The 20,140-nt window shown below is 72.4% G+C and carries 19 protein-coding genes and 1 pseudogene; 9 read left to right on the forward strand and 11 right to left on the reverse strand.

Features of this window, described 5'->3' with window-relative positions; genetic code table 11:
• Positions 1-21: 21 nt before the first annotated feature.
• Genes ACH4KB_RS30830 through ACH4KB_RS30840 form a run of 3 tightly spaced genes read left to right on the forward strand, consistent with a single transcriptional unit; the run spans position 22 to position 3,613 of the window.
• A complete protein-coding gene (locus ACH4KB_RS30830; protein WP_018956160.1) occupies positions 22-546 on the forward strand; it encodes a PadR family transcriptional regulator in 525 nt (174 codons plus the stop codon).
• On the forward strand, positions 543-1,229 hold the full coding sequence (locus tag ACH4KB_RS30835; RefSeq protein WP_398069153.1) for an ABC transporter ATP-binding protein: 687 nt from the start codon (positions 543-545) through the stop codon (positions 1,227-1,229). The genes ACH4KB_RS30830 and ACH4KB_RS30835 overlap by 4 nt, the downstream gene beginning before the upstream one ends.
• Positions 1,226-3,613, forward strand: coding sequence for an ABC transporter permease (locus tag ACH4KB_RS30840; protein WP_398069155.1), 2,388 nt, complete (start codon positions 1,226-1,228; stop codon positions 3,611-3,613). The genes ACH4KB_RS30835 and ACH4KB_RS30840 overlap by 4 nt, the downstream gene beginning before the upstream one ends.
• Before the next feature lie 93 nt (positions 3,614-3,706).
• On the opposite strand, the gene ACH4KB_RS30845 is transcribed toward ACH4KB_RS30840, so the two are convergent.
• Entirely contained in the window at positions 3,707-4,693 is a 987-nt protein-coding gene (locus ACH4KB_RS30845; RefSeq protein WP_398069157.1) for a hydrogen peroxide-inducible genes activator, read from the reverse strand.
• Between the two features lie 133 nt (positions 4,694-4,826).
• Between ACH4KB_RS30845 and ACH4KB_RS30850 the strand changes: the two genes are divergently transcribed.
• Together ACH4KB_RS30850 and ACH4KB_RS30855 are read left to right on the forward strand one after the other, a co-directional pair.
• Positions 4,827-5,381, forward strand: a complete 555-nt coding sequence (locus tag ACH4KB_RS30850) for a peroxiredoxin (protein WP_329159042.1) — start codon at positions 4,827-4,829, stop codon at positions 5,379-5,381.
• Between the two features lie 12 nt (positions 5,382-5,393).
• Complete coding sequence (locus ACH4KB_RS30855; protein WP_398069159.1) at positions 5,394-5,927, forward strand: alkyl hydroperoxide reductase; 534 nt, start codon at positions 5,394-5,396, stop codon at positions 5,925-5,927.
• A gap of 76 nt (positions 5,928-6,003) precedes the next feature.
• Here the strand turns inward: ACH4KB_RS30855 and ACH4KB_RS30860 are convergent, their stop codons facing one another.
• The 4 genes from ACH4KB_RS30860 to ACH4KB_RS30875 all read right to left on the reverse strand — a co-directional run bounded on the left by ACH4KB_RS30860 (position 6,004) and on the right by ACH4KB_RS30875 (position 11,162).
• Positions 6,004-7,392, reverse strand: coding sequence for an AI-2E family transporter (locus tag ACH4KB_RS30860; RefSeq protein WP_398069161.1), 1,389 nt, complete (start codon positions 7,390-7,392; stop codon positions 6,004-6,006).
• Positions 7,393-7,557: 165 nt separating this feature from the next.
• Positions 7,558-8,274 carry a transglycosylase SLT domain-containing protein gene (locus ACH4KB_RS30865; RefSeq protein WP_398069163.1) on the reverse strand — a complete coding sequence of 239 codons (717 nt, stop codon included), beginning with the start codon at positions 8,272-8,274 and terminating at the stop codon, positions 7,558-7,560.
• A 389-nt stretch (positions 8,275-8,663) separates the two neighbouring features.
• On the reverse strand, positions 8,664-9,986 hold the full coding sequence (locus ACH4KB_RS30870; RefSeq protein ID WP_361874286.1) for a PhoH family protein: 1,323 nt from the start codon (positions 9,984-9,986) through the stop codon (positions 8,664-8,666).
• 414 nt (positions 9,987-10,400) lie between these two features.
• Positions 10,401-11,162 (reverse strand): isoprenyl transferase, encoded by a 762-nt coding sequence (locus ACH4KB_RS30875; protein ID WP_073741104.1) that lies wholly within the window; start codon positions 11,160-11,162, stop codon positions 10,401-10,403.
• Positions 11,163-11,424: 262 nt separating this feature from the next.
• On the opposite strand from ACH4KB_RS30875, the gene mgrA reads away from it, so the two are divergent.
• Positions 11,425-12,474 carry an L-glyceraldehyde 3-phosphate reductase gene (mgrA, locus tag ACH4KB_RS30880; protein WP_398069165.1) on the forward strand — a complete coding sequence of 350 codons (1,050 nt, stop codon included), beginning with the start codon at positions 11,425-11,427 and terminating at the stop codon, positions 12,472-12,474.
• Between the two features lie 192 nt (positions 12,475-12,666).
• Here mgrA and ACH4KB_RS30885 read toward each other — a convergent pair whose 3' ends face one another.
• On the reverse strand, positions 12,667-12,936 hold the full coding sequence (locus tag ACH4KB_RS30885) for a hypothetical protein (protein WP_398069167.1): 270 nt from the start codon (positions 12,934-12,936) through the stop codon (positions 12,667-12,669).
• Between ACH4KB_RS30885 and ACH4KB_RS30890 the strand changes: the two genes are divergently transcribed.
• Positions 12,935-14,131 (forward strand): winged helix DNA-binding domain-containing protein, encoded by a 1,197-nt coding sequence (locus ACH4KB_RS30890; protein WP_398069169.1) that lies wholly within the window; start codon positions 12,935-12,937, stop codon positions 14,129-14,131. The genes ACH4KB_RS30885 and ACH4KB_RS30890 overlap by 2 nt on opposite strands.
• A gap of 145 nt (positions 14,132-14,276) precedes the next feature.
• Here ACH4KB_RS30890 and ACH4KB_RS30895 read toward each other — a convergent pair whose 3' ends face one another.
• The 3 genes from ACH4KB_RS30895 to ACH4KB_RS30905 form a co-directional block, all read right to left on the reverse strand.
• On the reverse strand, positions 14,277-14,762 hold the full coding sequence (locus ACH4KB_RS30895; RefSeq protein ID WP_398069171.1) for a hypothetical protein: 486 nt from the start codon (positions 14,760-14,762) through the stop codon (positions 14,277-14,279).
• A 195-nt stretch (positions 14,763-14,957) separates the two neighbouring features.
• Positions 14,958-15,809, reverse strand: coding sequence for a class I SAM-dependent methyltransferase (locus ACH4KB_RS30900; RefSeq protein WP_398069173.1), 852 nt, complete (start codon positions 15,807-15,809; stop codon positions 14,958-14,960).
• Between the two features lie 79 nt (positions 15,810-15,888).
• On the reverse strand, positions 15,889-16,812 hold the full coding sequence (locus ACH4KB_RS30905; protein ID WP_398069347.1) for a prepilin peptidase: 924 nt from the start codon (positions 16,810-16,812) through the stop codon (positions 15,889-15,891).
• Between the two features lie 350 nt (positions 16,813-17,162).
• Here ACH4KB_RS30905 and ACH4KB_RS30910 point away from each other — a divergent pair, with 350 nt between their 5' ends.
• Positions 17,163-17,570: a DUF192 domain-containing protein gene (locus ACH4KB_RS30910; RefSeq protein WP_398069175.1), complete on the forward strand. Its 408-nt coding sequence runs from the start codon at positions 17,163-17,165 to the stop codon at positions 17,568-17,570.
• Positions 17,571-17,599: 29 nt separating this feature from the next.
• Here ACH4KB_RS30910 and ACH4KB_RS30915 read toward each other — a convergent pair whose 3' ends face one another.
• A complete protein-coding gene (locus tag ACH4KB_RS30915) occupies positions 17,600-18,799 on the reverse strand; it encodes a hypothetical protein (RefSeq protein WP_398069177.1) in 1,200 nt (399 codons plus the stop codon).
• A 209-nt stretch (positions 18,800-19,008) separates the two neighbouring features.
• Entirely contained in the window at positions 19,009-19,602 is a 594-nt protein-coding gene (locus ACH4KB_RS30920) for a hypothetical protein (protein ID WP_398069349.1), read from the reverse strand.
• A gap of 209 nt (positions 19,603-19,811) precedes the next feature.
• Here ACH4KB_RS30920 and ACH4KB_RS30925 point away from each other — a divergent pair.
• Positions 19,812-20,096: pseudogene (locus ACH4KB_RS30925) on the forward strand (hypothetical protein); the annotation flags it as partial.
• Positions 20,097-20,140 lie beyond the last annotated feature (44 nt).

The raw sequence follows: 20,140 nt of genomic DNA on the forward strand, positions 1-20,140 counted from the left end.
ACCCCGTGTACAGTTCCGTTCATGTCTATCGGTCACACCCTCCTCGGGCTCCTGGAGTCCGGCCCCCGACACGGCTACGACCTGAAGCGGACCTTCGACGAGAAGTTCGGCCAGGACCGCCCGCTCCACTACGGCCAGGTCTATTCGACGATGTCCCGGCTCCTGAAGAACGGACTCGTCGAGGTCGACGGCGTCGAGAGCGAAGGAGGCCCCGAGCGCAAGCGGTACGCCATCACCGACGCCGGGATCACCGATGTCTCGCACTGGCTGGCCCAGCCGGAGAAGCCCGAGCCCTACCTCCAGTCGACGCTGTACACCAAAGTCGTCCTGGCGCTCCTGACCGGCCGCAGCGCGGCCGATCTGCTGGACACCCAGCGCTCGGCGCACCTGCGGATGATGCGCGTCCTCACCGACCGGAAACGCAAGGGCGACCTCGCCGACCAGTTGATCTGCGACCACGCCCTGTTCCACCTGGAAGCCGATCTGCGCTGGCTGGAACTGACCTCTGCCCGTCTCGACCAGCTCGCCAAGGTGGTGGCTCCGTGATCCCCGAAGGCTCCCTTCTCTCCGCGCACGATCTGCGCAAGACCTACGGTTCGACGCCCGCCCTGGACGGCGCGTCGTTCTCCGTGCACCCCGGCGAGGTCGTCGCCGTGATGGGCCCCTCCGGCTCCGGCAAGTCGACCCTGCTGCACTGTCTGGCCGGGATCATCACGCCCGACTCCGGCACCATCACCTACGCGGGCCGCGAACTGTCCGCGATGTCGGACGCCGAGCGCAGCGCCCTGCGGCGCAGCGACTTCGGCTTCGTCTTCCAGTTCGGCCAGCTCGTCCCGGAGCTGACGTGCAGGGAGAACGTCGCCCTGCCGCTGCGGCTGAACGGCGTCCGGCGCAAGGCCGCCGAGCGCACCGCCCTGGAGTGGATGGAGCGCCTGGAGGTCGACGACCTCGGGGCCAAGCGCCCCGGCGAGGTCTCCGGCGGACAGGGCCAGCGGGTCGCCGTGGCCCGTGCGCTGGCCGCGTCGCCGAAGGTGATCTTCGCCGACGAGCCGACCGGTGCGCTGGACTCGCTCAACGGCGAGCGGGTGATGGAGCTGCTCACCGAGGCCGCCCGCTCCGCCAGCGTCGCCGTGGTCCTGGTGACCCACGAGGCCCGCGTCGCCGCCTACTCGGACCGTGACGTCACCGTGCGCGACGGCCGGGCCCGCGACATGGAGCACGCCGCATGACGCTGCTCGAAGAAGGGCGGCCCGTGGCGCCCCCGCGCCCGGCAGCGCCCTCGCGGGCTGCGGCGACCCTCCGCGACCTCGGCCTCGGCATCCGGTTCGCCGCCGCCGGGGGCCGCGAGGGCTGGATCCGTACGCTGCTGACCGCCGTCGGCGTCGGCCTCGGCGTCGCCCTCCTGCTGCTCGCCTCCTCCGTACCGCATCTGCTCGACGAGCGGAACGCGCGCGAGCAGGCCCGCAGCGAGACCCGGATCTCCGACTTCCCCGACGCGAACGCCCCGAAGTCGGACAGCTCGGTGCTGCGGGTCAACACGACCACCGAGTACCACGACCGGACCGTCGCGGGCTATCTGATGCGCCCCGACGGCTCGAAGCCCGTCCTGCCGCCGGGGGTCGACCGCTTCCCCGCGCCGGACACGATGGTCGTCTCCCCCGCCCTGCGGGAGCTGCTCGACGAGCCCGGCAACGAGCTGCTGCGGGAGCGGCTGCCGTACGGGATCACCGGCACGATCGGGGATGCCGGGCTGCGCTCCCCGGGTGAACTCCTCTACTACGCGGGCAGCGACACCCTGACGCCGGCCAACGGCGGCCACCGCATCGCCGGGTACGGCGACGAGCGCCAGGGCGATCCCCTCCCACCCCTGCTGATCGTGCTCGTCATCATGGTCTGCGTCGTGCTGCTGGCCCCGGTCGCCATCTTCATCGCCACCGCCGTGCGCTTCGGCGGCGACCGGCGCGACCGGCGGCTGGCCGCGCTGCGCCTGGTCGGCGCGGACATCCGGACGACCCGGCGGATCGCCGCCGGGGAGGCGCTGTTCGGCGCGCTGCTGGGGCTGCTGTTCGGCCTGGCGTTCTTCCTGGTGGGCCGGCAGTTCGTCGGCGCGGTGGAGATCTGGGACGTCAGCGCGTTCCCGGCCGACCTGGCGCCCGACCTCCGGCTGGCGTCGCTGATCTCGGTGGCCGTGCCGTTGACGGCCGTCCTCGTCACCCTGGTGGCGATGCGGTCCGTGGTGATCGAGCCGCTCGGCGTCGTACGCCGGGGTCGTGAGCGGGGACGCCGTCTGTGGTGGCGGCTGCCGGTGCCGCTGGCGGGTCTCGTGGTGCTCGCGCTCTGGGGCCGGGTCGAGGAGTACGCCCCGGTGAACCCGTTCCCGATCACCGCGGGCGCCGTGCTGGTGCTGTTCGGGCTGGCCCTGCTGCTGCCCTGGCTGGTCGAGGCCTGTGTGGAACGGCTGCGCGGCGGCCCGGTGCCCTGGCAGCTCGCCACCCGCAGGCTCCAGTTGAGCAGCGGGGCCGCGTCCCGCGCGGTCAGCGGGGTCACCGTGGCGGTGGCGGGGGCGATCGCCCTCCAGATGCTGTTCGCCTCGATGAACGCCGACTTCAACCGGATGACCGGCCAGGATCCGACGCGGGCCCAGTTCGCGGGGTACTCCGAGGACGTCACCGGCGAGGCGGCCACCTCGACCATCGAGCAGTTCCGCGCCACCAAGGGCGTGGAGGTGGTCATCGGATCGGTGGCGGCGTACGCGTCCAGGCCCGGCGTCCACGCCGACGAAGACGTGCCGCCCACCACCACCCTGACCGTCGGCACCTGCGAGACCCTGCGCGAGCTGGCCCGGATCGAGGCCTGCGAGGACGGTGACACGTTCGTCGCCCACCCGCCGGGCGACAAGGACATGAGCGCCTGGATCGACCGGACCGCCCGCAAGGGCGAGGTGGTCGAGATCGGCTACGGGAACAAGCTGATGCGGTGGACGCTGCCCGCCGACTCCCCGACCGTGCGGGGCCGCAAGGACCCGATGGGCGAGACCCACTACGGGATCATGGCCACCACCGGTGCGATCGACGCGGGCAAGCTGCCCGGAGCGACGATCACCGTCCAGATCCGGGTCGACCGGAGCGTGCCGGACGTCGCCGAGTACGTACGCAACACGGCGGCGAAGGTCGACCCCGGGATGCGCTTCGTCACGCTCGACTCGGTGGAACGCGACCGCCAGTACGCCAGCATCCAGACCGGGCTCCAGGTGGGCGCGAGCGCGGTGCTGCTGCTGATCGCCCTGTCGATGCTGGTCTCCCAGGTGGAGCAGTTGCGTGAGCGCAGGCGGCTGCTGTCGGTCCTGGTGGCCTTCGGCACCCGGCGCTCCACGCTCGGCTGGTCGGTGCTGTGGCAGACCGCCGTGCCGGTGGCGCTCGGTCTGGCGGTGGCGGTCGCGGGCGGTCTTGGCCTCGGGGCGATGCTCGTCCACCTGATCGAGAAGGAGGTCTCCGACTGGTGGCTGTTCTGGCCGATGACGGGGGCCGGGGGCGCGCTGATCCTGCTGGTCACCGTGTTGTCGCTGCCGCCGCTGTGGCGCATGATGCGCCCGGACGGACTGCGCACCGAGTGACGCCCGCCTGATCCGCGTACGGCCGGGGCTCCTGCAAACCGGGCCCCGGCCGTCCGTGCGCTCGCAGGACGTGCGCTCGCAGGACCTGCGCTCTCAGCCGTCTTCCGCCACCAGCCGCACCGGCAGGGGCTCCATCGCCTCGCGCAGGGCGGCGGCGAACTCCTCGAACTCGCCGCCCCGCGCCGACCCGGTCCGCATCGCCAGCGCCACCCGCCGGGTGGGCGCCGGGTCCGCGAAGTACCCGGTGGCCAGCGCCTCGTTGCGGCCGGTCTCCACCGTCACCGCCGTCCGGGGCAGCAGCGTCACCCCGAGCCCACCGGCCACCAGCTGGACCAGGGTGGAGAGCCCGGCGGCGGTCGTGGTCACCGGCGCGCCCTCGGTGCGGCCCGCCTCGCGGCAGATGTCCAGGGCCTGGTCGCGCAGGCAGTGCCCCTCGTCCAGGAGCAGCAGCGGCAGTTCGCGCAGCGCGTCGCGCGGGATGTCCGCCCGGCCGCCGAGCCAGTGGTCCTGCTCCATGACCAGCACGAAGTCCTCGTCGAACAACGGGATCTCGGTGACCCCCGGCACGCCGAGCGGCACGGCGAGCAGCAGCAGGTCCAGCCGCCCGGCGGCGAGACCCTCCAGCAGCGAGGAGGTCTGCTCCTCGTGGACCTGGAGGTCGAGGTCCACGTAACGCTCGTGGACGAGGCGGAGCACGGTGGGCAGCAGATACGGGGCGACGGTCGGGATCACGCCGAGCCGGAGCACTCCGGTGAACGGGGCCCGGACCGCCTCCGCCTCCTCCATCAGCGCGGCGACGGCCTCCAGCACCGCCCCGGCCCGCACCGCGAGCCGCTCCCCCGCGGGCGAGAGCAGCACCTTGCGCGTCGTACGCTCGATGAGCTGGACACCCAGTGCCTCCTCCAGGGTGGACACCGCTCCGGAGAGTGCTGGCTGACTCATCCCGATTGCTGCCGCCGCGTCCCGGAAGTGCAGATGCTCCGCCACCGCCGCGAAGGCACGCAGCTGCGACAGGCTGGGCTGCTTACCGGCCGGCTTACCGGACTGCTTGGGACGTATGCCCTGATTACCCTGGCCCACTGATAGGCACCTCCGATCATCTCGACCGAGTGTAGCTATTTCCGCGATCAATGCACTCTGTGCCAAGGTGGAGTCCGTCCAACCCTCAGGAACGCCCCCAAAAGGGGAATTCCAGACGTTGCAAGGAGAGCGCGTGCTCACTGTCGGTGACAAGTTCCCCGAGTTCGACCTGACTGCTTGTGTTTCGCTGGAGAGCGGCAAGGAGTTCGAGCAGATCAACCACAAGACCTACGAGGGCAAGTGGAAGATCGTCTTCGCGTGGCCGAAGGACTTCACCTTCGTGTGCCCCACCGAGATCGCCGCCTTCGGCAAGCTGAACGACGAGTTCGCGGACCGCGACGCCCAGGTCCTCGGCTTCTCCGGTGACTCCGAGTTCGTGCACCACGCCTGGCGCAAGGACCACCCGGACCTGACCGACCTGCCCTTCCCGATGCTGGCCGACTCGAAGCACGAGCTCATGCGTGACCTCGGCATCGAGGGCGAGGACGGCTTCGCGCAGCGCGCCGTCTTCATCGTCGACCAGAACAACGAGATCCAGTTCACGATGGTGACCGCCGGTTCCGTGGGCCGTAACCCCAAGGAGGTCCTGCGGGTCCTCGACGCCCTGCAGACCGACGAGCTGTGCCCGTGCAACTGGACCAAGGGCGAGAACACCCTCGACCCGGTCGCGCTCCTCTCGGGCGAGTGAGCTGATACCGACATGGCTCTCGACGAACTGAAGTCCGCCATACCGGACTTCGCCAAGGACCTGAAGCTGAACCTGGGCTCGGTCATCGGCAACAGCGACCTCCCGCAGCAGCAGCTGTGGGGCACCGTGCTGGCCTGCGCGATCGCCTCGCGTTCGCCGAAGGTGCTGCGCGAGCTGGAGCCCGAGGCGAAGGCCAACCTCTCCGCCGAGGCGTACACCGCGGCGAAGTCGGCGGCCGCGATCATGGCGATGAACAACGTCTTCTACCGGACCCGGCACCTGCTGTCGGACCCGGAGTACGGCACGCTCCGCGCGGGCCTGCGGATGAACGTCATCGGCAACCCGGGCGTGGAGAAGGTCGACTTCGAGCTGTGGTCGCTCGCCGTCTCCGCGATCAACGGCTGCGGCCAGTGCCTGGACTCCCACGAGCAGGTGCTGCGCAAGGCCGGCGTGGACCGTGAGACCATTCAGGAAGCCGTCAAGGTCGCTTCGGTGATCCAGGCGGTCGGTGTGACCCTCGACGCCGAGGCCGTAATCGCCGAGTAGTGACACCGCACCACCCCTGATACGAGAAGAGCCCCGAGGACGACCGACCGTCCCCGGGGCTCTTCTTCTCGTGTCCCTACTCTCCCTGCTCCTGCGGCGGCTTCTTCTCCCGCGCGGGTTCCCCCGGAGGGTTCTGCGGACCCGGGGTCGCGGACACGGCGGGTGCCGGGCTCATCGACAGGGCGGTGGCCCCCTGGTGACCGCCCCGCTCGCCGGGCTCCCCGTACGCGCGCAGATAACCGACCACCGTGTTGGTCACGGCGACCAGCGGTACGGCGACCACCGCACCGCCGATGCCCGCGACCAGGCCCCCGGTCGCCACCGCGAGGACCACCGCGAGCGGATGCACCCGGACGGCGCGGCCGAGGATGAACGGCTGGAGGATGTGGCCCTCGATCTGCTGCACCGCCAGGACCACCACCAGCGCCCACAGCGCGGTCCACACTCCCTCGGTGACCAGGGCGACGACCACCGCGAGCGCGCCGGAGACCACGGCGCCGACGAGCGGGATGAAGGCGAACAGGAAGATGAAGACGGCCAGGGGCACGGCGAGCGGCACGTTGAGGATGTAGAGGCCGAAGCCGATGAAGATGGCGTCGATCAGGGCGACCAGCACCGTGCCGCGCACATACGCGGTCAGGGTGCGCCAGGCGCGCGGCCCGGCGCCGGCGACCCCGGGGCGGGCCGCGGCGGGCACCAGCTTGAGCGACCACTCCCAGATGCGCCGGCCGTCGTAGAGCAGGAACAGCGTGGAGAACATCGCCAGCAGCAGCCCGGTGAGGAACTCCACCATCACGGTGACGCCCTGGAGCCCGGCGGAGGTGATCTCCTCGGTGTTGGTGCTGATGGTGTCGCTGAGGTTCTTGGCGATGTCGTTGATCTGCGACTCGGTGACGTGGAACGGGCTGTCGAGCGCCCAGCGCTTCAACTCGTCGATGCCGTCGCGGACCCGGTCGGAGAGCGTGTCGAGGTTGTCCATCACCTGCCACACCACGAACCAGCCGACCAGTCCGATGATGACGAACCCGAGCACGGCGGTCACGGCGGTGGCGAGCCCGTGGGGCAGCCCGAACCGCTTGAGCCGGACCACCGTCGGCTGGAGCATCGCGGTGACGAGCAGCGCGGCGGCGAAGGCCAGCACCACGAGCTGGACCGCGCTGATCACCCGCATCAGCACCCAGAGCGTCCCCGCGAGGACGAGGAGGCGCCAGCCGGCCTCGGCGGCGACCCGCATCCCCCACGGGATCGCCGCCACCGGATCCGGCTTGGCGGCGACCGAGGGGGCGTACGAGGGCGGCGCGGGCACCTGCCCGGCGTCGTCGTCCTCCGGGGCGGCGGGGGCCCCGCGCGCCGCGAGGAGGTCCTCGTCATCGGCGGCGGCGCGCGCCCGTCGCTCGTCCAGTCGCGCACCCAGCTCCGTCAGTTCGGACCCGAAGCGGCCCAGCCAGCCCGGCAGTTTCGACATGCTTGCTTTCCTTCCCCCATCTTCGCCACCCAGTGCTCCGCAGCGCTTCCCCACGCTCCCCGGGCCGCCAGGAAGCGACCGTACACGCGCGAGGCCCCCCACCGTCTGGACGGTGGGGGGCCTCGCGAGGTTGAGAGGGCGGTCCGTGGACTTCGCCCGCTCCCTCTAATACCAGTTGTTGGCCTGCCAGAAGGACCAGGCGCCGCACGGGCTGCCGTAACGGCCGTCCATGTAGCTGAGGCCCCACTTGATCTGGGTGGCCGGGTTGGTCTGCCAGTCGGCGCCGGCGGACGACATCTTGTGGCCCGGGAGCGCCTGCATCAGACCGTACGCCCCGGAGGACGGGTTGGTCGCGCGGTAGTTCCAGGTCGACTCGTGGTTCACGATGTTGCTGAAGCACTGGAACTGGTCCGCGGGGACCATCTGACGGGCCATCGCCTTGACGTCGGCCACGCTGTAGGAGCCCTGCGCGGAGAACGAGGCGGCGTCGCGGACGGAAGAACGGCTGGCGCGCTCGGCGTCTTCCTTCTTCTTCTGTTCCGCCTTGCGCTCGGCCTCGACCCGGTCCTCGGCCGCCTGCTTCTTGGACTTGGCGTCCTTGGCGGCCTGGATGCGGGCCGATTCCTCGGCCGACTTCTTCGCGGCGGCGTCGGCGGCGGAGGCCTGGGCATCGGCCTGCTGCGTCAGCGAAGCGGTCTGGACCTGGGCCTGCTGGCCCGCGGGGATGTCTGCGAGCAGCGTGGTGTCGGCTGCGGCCGCCTCGAAGTTGTTGTTGTCGTCGGCGGCAGGTGTGCCGCCCGCAGCAACGCCTACGACGGCGCCAACGGTGGTGACCGCGGTGGCGGATGCCACGGCGAACCCCCGGACCGAGATCCGGCTCACATGGTGTCCTTCCAGCATCGCCCGCTTAGGTGACCTCGCGGGCGCGTTCGTGCCCCTGACACTGGCCTCCCTACTGCGTGGGTCACGGGAGGCGCGGGCCCGATGGGCAACCCCGGCGAGGGGGCTGCCGCGTGGTGCTCGCGGGCGGCATACGGGCGTCTTGTGTGGAGTTGTGTGGTGCGTGGCACCTCTGGAGGTGCCCAAGTGCCGTATGCGGGGCCTGACGGAAGCAAGACTCTGCCGGACGGGAGCGCCGGGAGGCAATTCTGTCTCGCGTGGGAAAGGTCACACCCCGTTTGGCCCTCCCGTTTTCCGGAAATGACGGCGCAGCACAATGCCGCCCGGCTAAGCTCCTTGGCTCGCCGGGCGACATCAAAGGGACATGCGTTTCAGATGTGGCCTTCCTCCAGCATTTCGGTCACCAGCGCGGCGATCTGCGAACGCTCCGACCGCGTGAGCGTGACGTGGGCGAACAGCGGATGGCCCTTCAGCTTCTCGACGACGGCGACGACTCCGTCGTACCGGCCGACCCGGAGGTTGTCCCGCTGGGCCACGTCATGGGTGAGCACGACACGCGAATTCGCCCCGATGCGGGACAACACGGTCAGCAGGACGTTCCGTTCGAGCGACTGCGCCTCGTCGACGATCACGAACGCGTCGTGCAGGGACCGGCCGCGGATGTGGGTGAGCGGCAGGACCTCCAGCATCCCGCGCCCGAGCACCTCCTCGATGACCTCGCGCCCGGCGACCGCCGAGAGCGTGTCGAAGACCGCCTGCGCCCAGGGGCTCATCTTCTCGGCCTCGCTGCCGGGCAGATAGCCGAGCTCCTGCCCGCCCACCGCGTACAGCGGGCGGAAGACCATCACCTTCTTGTGCTGTTGGCGCTCCAGCACCGCCTCCAGGCCCGCGCAGAGGGCCAGTGCCGACTTGCCGGTGCCGGCCCGGCCGCCCAGTGACACGATGCCGACGTCGGCGTCGAGCAGGAGGTCGAGGGCGATCCGCTGCTCGGCGCTGCGCCCGTGGATGCCGAAGGCCTCCCGGTCGCCCCGCACGAGCCGTACGTTGCCCTCGGCGGTCACCCGGCCGAGCGCCTTGCCGCGCTCGGACTGGAGGACCAGACCGGTGTGCACGGGCAGTTCGGCGGCCTCGGGGACGTACAGCGTCTCCTCGCTGAACAGCAGGTCGATCTGTTCCCCGGCGAGGGACAGTTCGCTCATGCCGGTCCAGCCGGAGTCCGTGATGGCGAGCTCCGCGCGGTACTCCTCGGCGAGCAGTCCCACGGAGGAGGCCTTGATACGGAGCGGCAGGTCCTTGGAGACGACCGTGACGTCGTACCCCTCGGCCTGGAGGTTGCGTGCGACCGCGAGGATCCGGGAGTCGTTGTCCCCCAACCGGTAGCCGGCGGGCAGGACGCCGGGATCGGAGTGGTTGAGCTCGACGCGGAGCGTCCCGCCCAGATCCCCGAGCGGGATCGGGGCGTCCAGCCGGCCATACCGGACCCGGAAGTCGTCCAGCAGGCGCAGGGCCTGCCGGGCGAAGTATCCGAGTTCGGGGTGATGCCGTTTGGCCTCCAGTTCCGTGACCACCACGATCGGGAGCACGACTTCGTGCTCGTCGAAGCGGGCCATGGCACCGGGATCGGCCAGCAGGACGCTGGTGTCGAGAACGTATGTGCGCCGGTCGGGCATGCGGCGCTTGCTGCTGGTCACCACGGAAGGACGTACCCCCTCGGACGAGGTCGGGGAGTGCGACGGACGGTCGCGCTGCTTCCCGAAGGGAGAGGACGGACCGGGATCGGGCCCCTGTGCGCGGGCCGGACCACGGCCACCGCGTCGGCCGCAGACTGTCTACGGTCCTTCGTGTGCAAAGGGCCTCCCGGGCGAGCGGCCTTGGCACCGCTCACTTGGATGCGACATCCGCCTGGTTGATGACCGGACGTCGACCTGCCAGGGGTATTCCCTTTTCCGCGCGTAGCCATGCCGCCGCATATGACACGGTGTGGAGAAGTCCCGGTGGACGGGCGATGGCGCCCTCGCGTACGCGTACACGCGCGATGGCTCCCCTATATAGGGGAGCCATCCGGGAGAGGGGGGAGTGATCGGGGCGGATGGGCGGCAGGAGGGCGTTCAGGCGCCGTAGCGGCGGTGGCGGGCGGCGTAGTCGCGCAGCGCCCGGAGGAAGTCGACCTTGCGGAAGGCCGGCCAGAACACCTCGCAGAAGTAGTACTCCGAGTGGGCGCTCTGCCAGAGCATGAAGCCCGAGAGGCGCTGCTCGCCGCTCGTCCGGATCACCAGGTCGGGGTCGGGCTGGCCCCGGGTGTAGAGGTGCTCGGAGATCAGGTCGGTGGAGACGACCTCGGCCAGCTCCTCGAAGGTCGTGCCCTTCTCCGAGTGCTCCAGGAGCAGGGAGCGCACCGCGTCCGCGATCTCCTGGCGGCCGCCGTACCCGACCGCGACATTGACGATTATTCCGTCGATGTCGGACGTCGCCTCCTGCGCTTCCTTGAGCACCGACTGCGTCTCCGGCGGAAGCAGGTCGAGTGTGCCGACGTGGTGGACGCGCCAGCGCCCGTCCGCGGCGAGGTTGCGCACGGTGTTCTCGATGATGCCGAGCAGCGGCTTCAGCTCGTGCTCGGGGCGGTCGAAGTTGTCCGTGGACAGCATCCAGAGGGTGACGACCTCGACATCGGTCTCGCTGCACCAGCCGAGCAGCTCGGAGATCTTGTCCGCACCGGCCTGGTGGCCCTGCACGGCCGAGCCGCCGGACGCCTTGGCCCAGCGCCGGTTGCCGTCGAGGATGACCCCGATGTGCTTCGGCACCTGGTCGTGGTCCAGGCGGCCTCCCACCCGGCGCGCGTAGAGCCTGTACACCAGGTCGCGGAAGTTCACTGCGTTCACCCTCTCGGTTCCGTACGGGCCCGGGGCCCGCCCTCCCCGTCGCCGGGGGTCCGGGGGCCGTCCCCCGCAGGGGGTCGCCGCGCGGTCTGCGCCGCCCGCACGATCCCTCGGCGGTCCGCACCCCTACCACTGGCACGGCCGCGCGGGCCTTCGCCGCGCCGCACATCGGCATTCCCCGAAGCCGCCACATTACTGCGATCGGGGCACGAGGGCCCAACCCGGTCTGTCACAACTCCGTGATAAGGAATGAAACGTGACTGATTACCTCTCCCCCGACCTGTACTACCGGGCCGCCGGTTCGCGCTACGACTCCATGGAGTACCGCCGGACCGGGCGCAGCGGCCTCAAGCTGCCCGCCCTCTCGCTCGGCCTGTGGCACAACTTCGGCGACGACCGGGCCCTGGACTCCCAGCGGGCGATCCTGCGCCGCGCCTTCGATCTCGGGGTCACCCATTTCGACCTGGCCAACAACTACGGCCCGCCGCCCGGCTCGGCCGAGCTGAACTTCGGCAAGCTCTTCGCCCAGGATTTCGCCCCGTACCGCGACGAACTGGTCATTTCCACCAAGGCCGGTTACCTGATGCACCCCGGCCCGTACGGCGAGTGGGGCTCGCGGAAGTACCTGCTGTCCTCCCTCGACGCCTCCCTGAAGCGGATGGGCCTCGACTACGTCGACGTCTTCTACTCGCACCGCTTCGACCCGCACACCCCGCTGGAGGAGACGATGGGCGCCCTGGCGTCCGCCGTGCGGCAGGGCAAGGCGCTGTACGTGGGCGTCTCCTCGTACAACGCGGAGCAGACCGCCGAGGCGGCCGGGCTGCTCAGGGAGATGGGCGTGCCGGCGCTGATCCACCAGCCGTCCTACTCCATGATCAACCGCTGGATCGAGGACGACGGGTTGCTCGACACCCTGGAGGCGGCCGGGATGGGCTGCATCTCCTTCGTGCCGCTCGCCCAGGGCCTGCTCACGAACAAGTACCTGAAGGGCATTCCGGAGGGCTCGCGCGCCACCCAGGGCAAGTCCCTCGACCCGGACCTGCTCTCCGACGAGGTGGTCCGCCGGCTCAACGGGCTCGACGACATCGCGCGGGGCCGCGGCCAGTCGCTCGCCCAGCTCGCCATCGCGTGGGTGCTGCGCGACAGCCGGATGACCTCGGCACTGATCGGCGCGTCGAGCGTGAAGCAGCTGGAGGAGAACGTGGCGGCCCTCGCGGGCCCGGCTCTGACCGCCGACGAGCTGAAGGAGATCGACGCCTTCGCCGTGGACACGGCGGGCACGAACATCTGGGCCGGTCGCAGCTGACGTCGGCTCAACGGGGCCTGCGCGCCGGGAAGAACGAGAACTCCCGGGGGCCGCGCGGCGGTGCCGCCGTCGGCCCGTAAAAAACGGGCCGGTCCGTGGGGGGGGATACGGACCGGCCCGAGGGGGGGTTTCCACCATAACCCTTCGTAAGTACTGCCGCGTGCAACGCCACTCCATCATTACTCTCCGGATTCACCGGACTGCGCTCCGGGCAGGGCGGCGGACGCCCGTGGGGCCCCGGAGCCGCCCGGTGTCGGCCTCGGTGTCGGCCCCGATATCGGCCCCGATATCGGCCCCGGTGTCGGCCCCGGTGTCGGCCTCGGTGTCGGCCTCGGTGTCGGCCCCGATATCGGCCCAGGTGTCGGCTCCGGTGTCGAGGGGGAGCGGTACGGCGTCGGCTTGACGCCGTCCGGGCCGTTGAGGACGGAACCTGACCTCTGAGGGCTCTAGGTTCGACGGCATGACGACAGGATCCCGCGCTACATCGGCAGCGGCAGCGACCGTGAGCTGGACCGGGGCGAACGCCCGGAGGCTGGCCCGCCAGCACCTCCACCCGGATGCCGCCGCCACCGCGTCGCGCGGCGCCACCACCCCCGGCGCGGCGGTGGCCTCGACGCTCGGCGCGCACGCCCAGGTGCTGTCGGCGGCCGAGCTGTCCGTGGGGCTGCGCGGGGACGGGCTGACCCGTACGGACGTCCGTACGGCCCTGTGGACCGACCGGACCCTGGTCAAGACGTTCGGACCGCGCGGCACGGTCCACCTGCTGCCCGCGGCGGACCTGCCGCTGTGGACCGGGGCCCTGTCCGCCGTGCCGGCGGGCCAGAACCCCTTCTCCAAGGACGCCCGGATGACCCCGGACCAGGTGGAGGCGGTCGTCGCGGCCGTCGCGGAGGCGCTGACCGGGGCGGAGCTCACGATCGACGAGCTCTCCGAGGAGGTCGTCGCGCGGACCGGGCCGTGGGCCGGGGACCTGGTGATGCCCGGATTCCAGACGATGTGGCCGCGCTGGCGGCAGGTCCTGCACCTGGCCGGCCACCGCGGCGCCCTCGTCTACGCCCCGAACCGGGGGCGGAAGGCGACGTACACCAACCCCGGGTGCACCCCGCTGCCCGGCCCCGGGGCGACGGCCGCCCTGATCGAGCGGTATCTGCGCGCATACGGGCCGGCCACCTCCGCCCACTTCGCCCGCTGGCTCGCCGCGCCGAAGCCCTGGGCGGCCGACCGGTTCGCCGCGCTGGCGGCGGCGGGGGCGATCGAGAAGGTGATGTTCGAGGACGCGGGTCCGGCGTGGGTGGTCGCGGGCGACACGGACTTCCCGGCGTCACCGGTGCGCGGCGTGCGCCTGCTCCCGTACTTCGACGCTTTCACCATCGCCTCCCAGCCCCGTGAGCGGCTGTTCCCGGGGGCCGCGTACGAGCGGGCTCTCGCAGGCGGGCAGGCGGGGAACTTCCCGGTGCTGCTGGTGGACGGCACGGTGGCCGGCGTCTGGCACCTGCGCCGCTCGGGCCGCCGGCTCGCGGTGACGGTGGAGCCGCTGGAGCCCCTGCCGCCGGCCGGGCTCCGCGCGCTGGAGGAGCAGGTGGAGCGGGTCGCCGCGATCATGGAGGGGACGGCGGAACTGACGGTCGGCCCGGTGACGGTGGGGCCGCACGCGTAGGCGGCCGGGGGGCGGGGTCCACTCGGGGGTACGGGAGTGCGTGCGTGGCGCGGCTCGCGGAGTCAGGGGCGGGGCTCCTGGGGCCAAGGGCGCGGCTCGCGGAGTCAGGGGCGCGGCTCGTGGGCCAGAGGTGGGGCTCCTGGGGTCAGTGCAGGGCTTGCGGGTCAAGGGCAGGGCTCATGGGTCGGGCGTGAGGCTCGAAGCGGATGGCCATCGTGTCCCCGGCAACCACCACGAAGTCCCCTTCCTCGCACCGGATGACGGCCTGGAGCACCTCCCCGCCGGCGTCCCTCAGCTCCTGGGTGCCCACGACCGTCCACGCTCCCCCATGCGGCACCGGCGGGAGGAGGGCGGGCGGGGCGTGCTGCCACCGGCTCGCCGGTACGCACCAGTCGGGCAGCCTCGGCCAGGCGCCCGGGGTGACGTGCAGCGTCCGGTCGGAGGCGCAGGTCAGCAGGACGGACTGGTCGCCCGAGAGGACGAACTCGACGGCCTCCGGCTCGCCCGCCCGGCCCTCGGGCCGGTAGTAGACGCCGAGGACCGCGGTGATCCTTGCCCCCGTGAGCCAGTCGGCGTTGCCGTGCCGCGCGCGCCCGGCAGGCGCCGCGCAGCCTTCCCTCTCCAGGCTCATGACCGCTCCCCTCCTTCGCTGGGCCCTTCGCTGGGCCCTTCGCTGGGCCCTTCGCTGGGCGTGCGTCCCGTCGAGTAGGACGGCCGCCCGCACGATCCCGTTGCCTCCGGGGCGAGGCTGAACTGGCGTACGGGGTAAACGGGTTGACCGGCGGCCGGGGTAGGCGGTTGCCCGGCGGACGGGCCCCTGCCGCCGTCACCGGGGCTTGCGGGCCTCGATCAGGAAGCGGGCGGTGCGGGCGCGGAACGGTCCTTCCGCCTCGATCTGCCGGTGCAGTGCGGCCAGTTGGGACCGGTACCGCTCGACGGTGAATCCGGGGACCATCCAGATCACCTTGCGCAGGAAGTAGACCACCGCGCCGATGTCGTGGAACTCGGTGCGCAGGGTCTCGGAACGCAGGTCGACCACGTCGAGTCCGGCCGCCGTCGCGGCGGCCCGCGCGTCCTCCGGGTGCCGGCCGCGGCGGACCTCGGGCGGCTGCGGGCCGAGGAAGTACTCGACGAGTTCGAAGACGCTGGCCGGGCCGACCTGCTGCGAGAAGTACGTGCCGCCGGGTGCGAGGACCCGCGCGATCTCCTCCCACCATGTGGTGACCGGATGGCGGCTGACCACGAGATCGAAGGCGGCGTCCCCGAAGGGCAGCGGCGGCTCGTCCTCGTCGGCGACGACGACCGCCCCGAGCGGGTGCAGGAGGGCGGTGGCGCGGGCGATGTTGGGCGGCCAGGCCTCCGTGGCCACGGTGACCGGAGGCAGCTTCGGCGCGGCGGCCAGGACCTCGCCGCCACCGGTCTGGAGGTCGAGAGCGGCATGGGCCCGGCCGAGGCGGTCGGCCATCGCGCGGGCGTACCCCCAGGAGGGGCGCTCCTCGGTGGCCCGGCCCTCCAGCCAGGAGAAGTCCCAGCCGTCCACGGACACGGCGTCGGCCTCGGCGACGAGGGCCTCGAACCGGTCGCGGGAGGCCGCGGAGTCGAAGGGGAGGGGGGCAGGGACGGGAGCGGAGGAAGGAGCGGGGGCAGGGCCGGGGACGGCGTCGGATGGTTCGGACATACGGGAATCGTGTCAGGCGGACCCGGAGCACGCGAACGGATTCCCGCCCGTGCGGACGCCCGCGCGAGGGGCCCCGTTCTCACCCGGCCAGGGCCCCCAGCAGCAGACCGGTCAGCGCCCCGCCGATCATGAACGGGCCGAACGGGATGCCGGTCCTGCGCCCCGCCCGGCGCAGAAGCACCAGGGCGAGGCCGTACGCCGCCCCGAACAGGAACCCGGCGAACCCGCCCACGAACAGCACGGTCCAGCCGTACCAGCCGAGGGCCACGCCCAGGGCGAGGGCGAGCTTCACATCGCCGAAGCCCATGCCGTTCGGGTTGATCAGGAAGAGCAGGAAGTAGAAGCCGCCGAGGGCCAGGCCGCCCAGCAGGCCGGAGGTCCAGGATCCGGCGTGCCCGGGAAGCAGCGCGGCGCCGCCGAGCAGCAGGACGGCCGCGGCAGCCAGGGGCAGGGTCAGCGGGTCGGGCAGCCGGTGGACCCGCCGGTCGACGACGGCGAGGAGCACGGCGACGGGGGTCAGCGCCAGCCATCCGACGAGCTCGGGCCTGGCCCCGGTGGCGGCGGCGAGCGCGACACAGGCGGCCACGGTGACCAGCGGAGCGAGGAGACCGGGGGCGTAGGCGACGGACGGGGCGGGAGCGGGGGCTCCTGTGTCGTTGCCCGCCTCGGCAGAGGCGGGAGGTCCGGTTTCGCGGCTCGCCTCGGCAGAGACCGGGGCTCCCGTGTCGTAGCCCGCCCCGGCGGAAGCGGGCGGCCCGGTGTCGCAGCCCGCATCGGCGGAAGCGGGAGGCCTGGTGTCGCAGCTCGCCTCGGCAGAGACCGGGGCTCCCGTGTCGCCGCCCGCCCCGGCAGAAGCGGGAGGCCTGGTGTCGCAGCTCGCCTCGGCAGAGACCGGGGCTCCCGTGTCGCCGCCCGCCCCGGCAGAAGCGGGAGGCCCGACGTCGCAGCCCGCCCCGGCGGAGGCCGCGCCGGGTTCGGCGCCCGGTCGGCCGGCGCCGGGCAGGCCGGTATCGGCGCCCGTGCCGGTGTGGGCCCCGGGCGCGGCCGGTGTTCCCGGGGCGGCGGCGCAGGGCGCGCACCGGGCCGGCCCCAGCCAGCCGCGGACCGGGCCGGTGAGCGGATGCCCCGCGGGGCACGCCGTACGCCAGGGCTCCTCCGGCTCGACGGCGAACCGGTACGCGGCACGCGGGATCAGCAGTCCGGTGACGGCACCCCAGACCGCGGCGAGGGCGAGCAGCACGGCGTCCACGGAACGACCCTAATGGGCCTGGGGAACAGGGGTCTTGGGCCCGGGGGCCCAAGCGCGGCCGTATAGGACCCGGGCGGGTCCGCCGGGGGCTACGGTCGGTGCCCATGAGGACATGGCGCGATGGCGACGGGACGCTCACGGTCGGTACGGACTCCGGGGCCCGGGAGGTGCCGCTGCGGATAGCGGCCTCGTACCGGGCCCGTACCAAAGGGCTGCTCGGGCGGGACGGGATCGAGGGGGCGATGATGCTCACCCCGTGCGGGAGTGTGCACACCTTCCGGATGCGGTTCCCCATCGATGTGGCGTACCTGGACCGGAAGTTCACGGTCCTGGCCGTCCGCACGATGAAGCCCGGCCGCCTCGGGCTGCCCCGGCCCCGGGCCCGGCACGTGGTGGAGGCGGAGGCCGGGGCGATGGAGCGGTGGGGGGTACGGCCGGGCGTACGGGTGGAGCTGAAGGCGACGGCCCACGCCTCCGGTGCACCCGGGACGTCGTCAGGTTCCGGAGCCTGAGAACGCGGCGCGAGGCCGCTGGGACGGGGCTACGGCGGGCCCGCGCCCAGCAGGGTCCAGGCCCCGTAGGCGGCGGACACGCAGGCCAGGACGGCGAGGACGGCGGCCGTACGCCCGGTCGTGCGCAGCCGCAGCAGGGCGACGGCGGGTGGCAGCAGCAAGGGGAAGGCGGGCATCATCAGGCGCGGCCGGGAGCCGAAGTACCCGGCGCCGATCAGTGAGATGACGACAATCGTGAGGGCGTAGACGAGCACCGGGAGCGGCTGCCGCTGCCGTACGCACAGCACCACCAGCCACCCCAGCAGCCCGAGCGCCGCGCAGAGGCCGAGGGCGGCGGGCCACGGAAGGCCGGCGATGAACGCGGCGAGCGCGCGACCGCCGTCGATGTTGTTGCCCCACTGCGCCTGGACGTCGAAGTAGGCGAACGGGCTGCCCTCGCGGACGGCCACGAACACCACGTACGCCAGCCAGCCCAGCGGTGCGAGCGCCACGCCCGCGATCATCCGGGCGTTGCGGCGCAGTACCGGGCCGGCGCGGCGCTCGTCGCGGTACTCCCGTACGAGGGTGACGGCCGCGGTGATCGCCAGGGCGGCGATGAGCGCCGCCGCCGTGGGCCGGGTGAGCCCCGCCAGGACGCAGAGCGCGCCCGCCACGATCCAGCGGCCCCGGAGGACGGCGTACAGCGCCCAGGCGGCGAGCGCGGTGAACAGGGTCTCGGTGTACGCCATCGACTGGACGAACGCCGTCGGGTACACCCCCCACAGGGCGGCCAGCACCACGCCCGTACGCCGTCCTCGCAGCTGGGCGCCGACGGCGTAGACGCCCCAGGCGGCCAGCAGTCCGGCCGTCCAGGCGACCAGGAGTCCGGCGCCGCCGAGCGTGAGCGGGGTCACCTCGGAGATGGCCCGTTCCAGGGCCGGGAGCAGAGGGAAGAACGCCAGGTCGGAGTGGACGGAACCGTCCGGGAGGGTGACGGTGTAGCGGTAGCCGTTCTCGGCGATGCGCTGGTACCAGACGGAGTCCCAGCGTCCGCTGAGCGGCCCCAGGGGGTCCCTCCCGGCGGCGGACGCGGCTGCCCAGAAGGCCAGGAGCCCCAGGGCCCGGGCGGCGGCGTAGACCGCGAGCGCTGGCGCGGCGGCCCGGAGCGCGGCGGCGGCCCGGGAACCGGGGGTGCGGGGGCCCGGGGCCGGACCGGCGGGCGGCCGGGCGCGGAGCTGGTGATCGGACATATGGCCGATTATGACGTCGTCGGCGGGCGTCCCTCCGCACCGGGGGCCGGGGCCCGGGGAGTGTCCGGAGGTTCGCGGCGGCCCGGCATCCGGGGTTCGTGGCGGCCCGGCATCCGGGGTTCGTGGCGGCCCGGCATCCGGAGGTGCGTGGCGGCAGGGAGCCGGGGGTGCGTGGCGGCCCGGTGTCCGGAGGTTCGCGGCGGCCGGGCTCAGACGCCGAGCACCTCATTCCCGTACACCTTCCACGGCGACATCTCCACCCCGTCCATGACGGCCAGCTGCGGGTGGCGGGCGGCCGTCTCGTCCCGTACGGCGACGGCGTCCGGCCAGGAGTGGAGGTGCGCGTCGCCCTCGATGACGACGCCGTCCCAGTCGGTGGCGGCCGTCGCCCCGCTCCGGTCGACGACGAAACCGATGCAGAGCACGGAGGCCCGTCCGACGGTCCGCCGGATGGCGCTCACCGCGTGTTCCCGCTCCGGCTCGGGCAGCTCCCCCACGGAGAACTCCACGGCGACGACGCCGGCCCGGGCCTGCCGGATGCGCACCAGGAGGTCAAGGCCCGCGTCGGTCCACAACCGGAATCCGACCTCGCGGAGCCGCTGGAGCCCGGCGATGGACAGCAACTGCTCGCGGGTCACGGGCGAACGGGCGCCCAGGGAGGCGGAGTCGAGACTGACGAGCACGGTGCGGCCGGACACCGGGTGCGTCGGGCGGAGCCCTTCGGCCTCCAAGTCGCCCAGCAGTGTCCGGGCGTCCAGCCGCGTCCAGCCCAGGTGGTACGAGTAGAAGAATCCGGCATCCATCGACGCCCCACCCCCATCGCGGTTCTTCGCGGCGTCGTGGTCGGCGACCACCGGCAGATCCGAGGGTACTGAGCCGCGGCCAGGGCGGCGTGGGTCCACGGGCCCACGGGCGGCCCCAAGCGGAACGGCGGGCGCGCCAGGGCGCGACACGGCTCCCGCACCGCGCACTTGGGCCCGGCTTGGGGACCGGGGACCCGAGCTGGGGCCGCTTGCTGTACGGCTTCGCCGTCGCCGGGGACGTCGTCGGCATCGAGGGCGTTCTCATGCCCGGCGTCTCGCCGGCGGCCGGTGCGGTGTCGGGGGTGGCCGTCGACGGGCTCCTGGAGGAGCGCGCCACCCGGACCCAGGAGCCGCCCCGGTACACGTACAACTGACGGGACGGCGGTGCGACCGCGTTGGAGTGCCTGGGCCTCGTCGCCCTCGTCGCCCTCGTCGTCCTCGTCGCCGTGCTCATCGGCGCGATGGCCGGGGCCGGGTCAGGGGCCGGGTCAGGGGCCGGGTCAGGGTCGGTGGTCAAGTAGGGGATGTGTTGCGGGGC

The sequence above is a fragment of the Streptomyces sp. NPDC017520 genome (genome assembly GCF_044329855.1).
Taxonomy (GTDB): Bacteria; Actinomycetota; Actinomycetes; order Streptomycetales; family Streptomycetaceae; genus Streptomyces.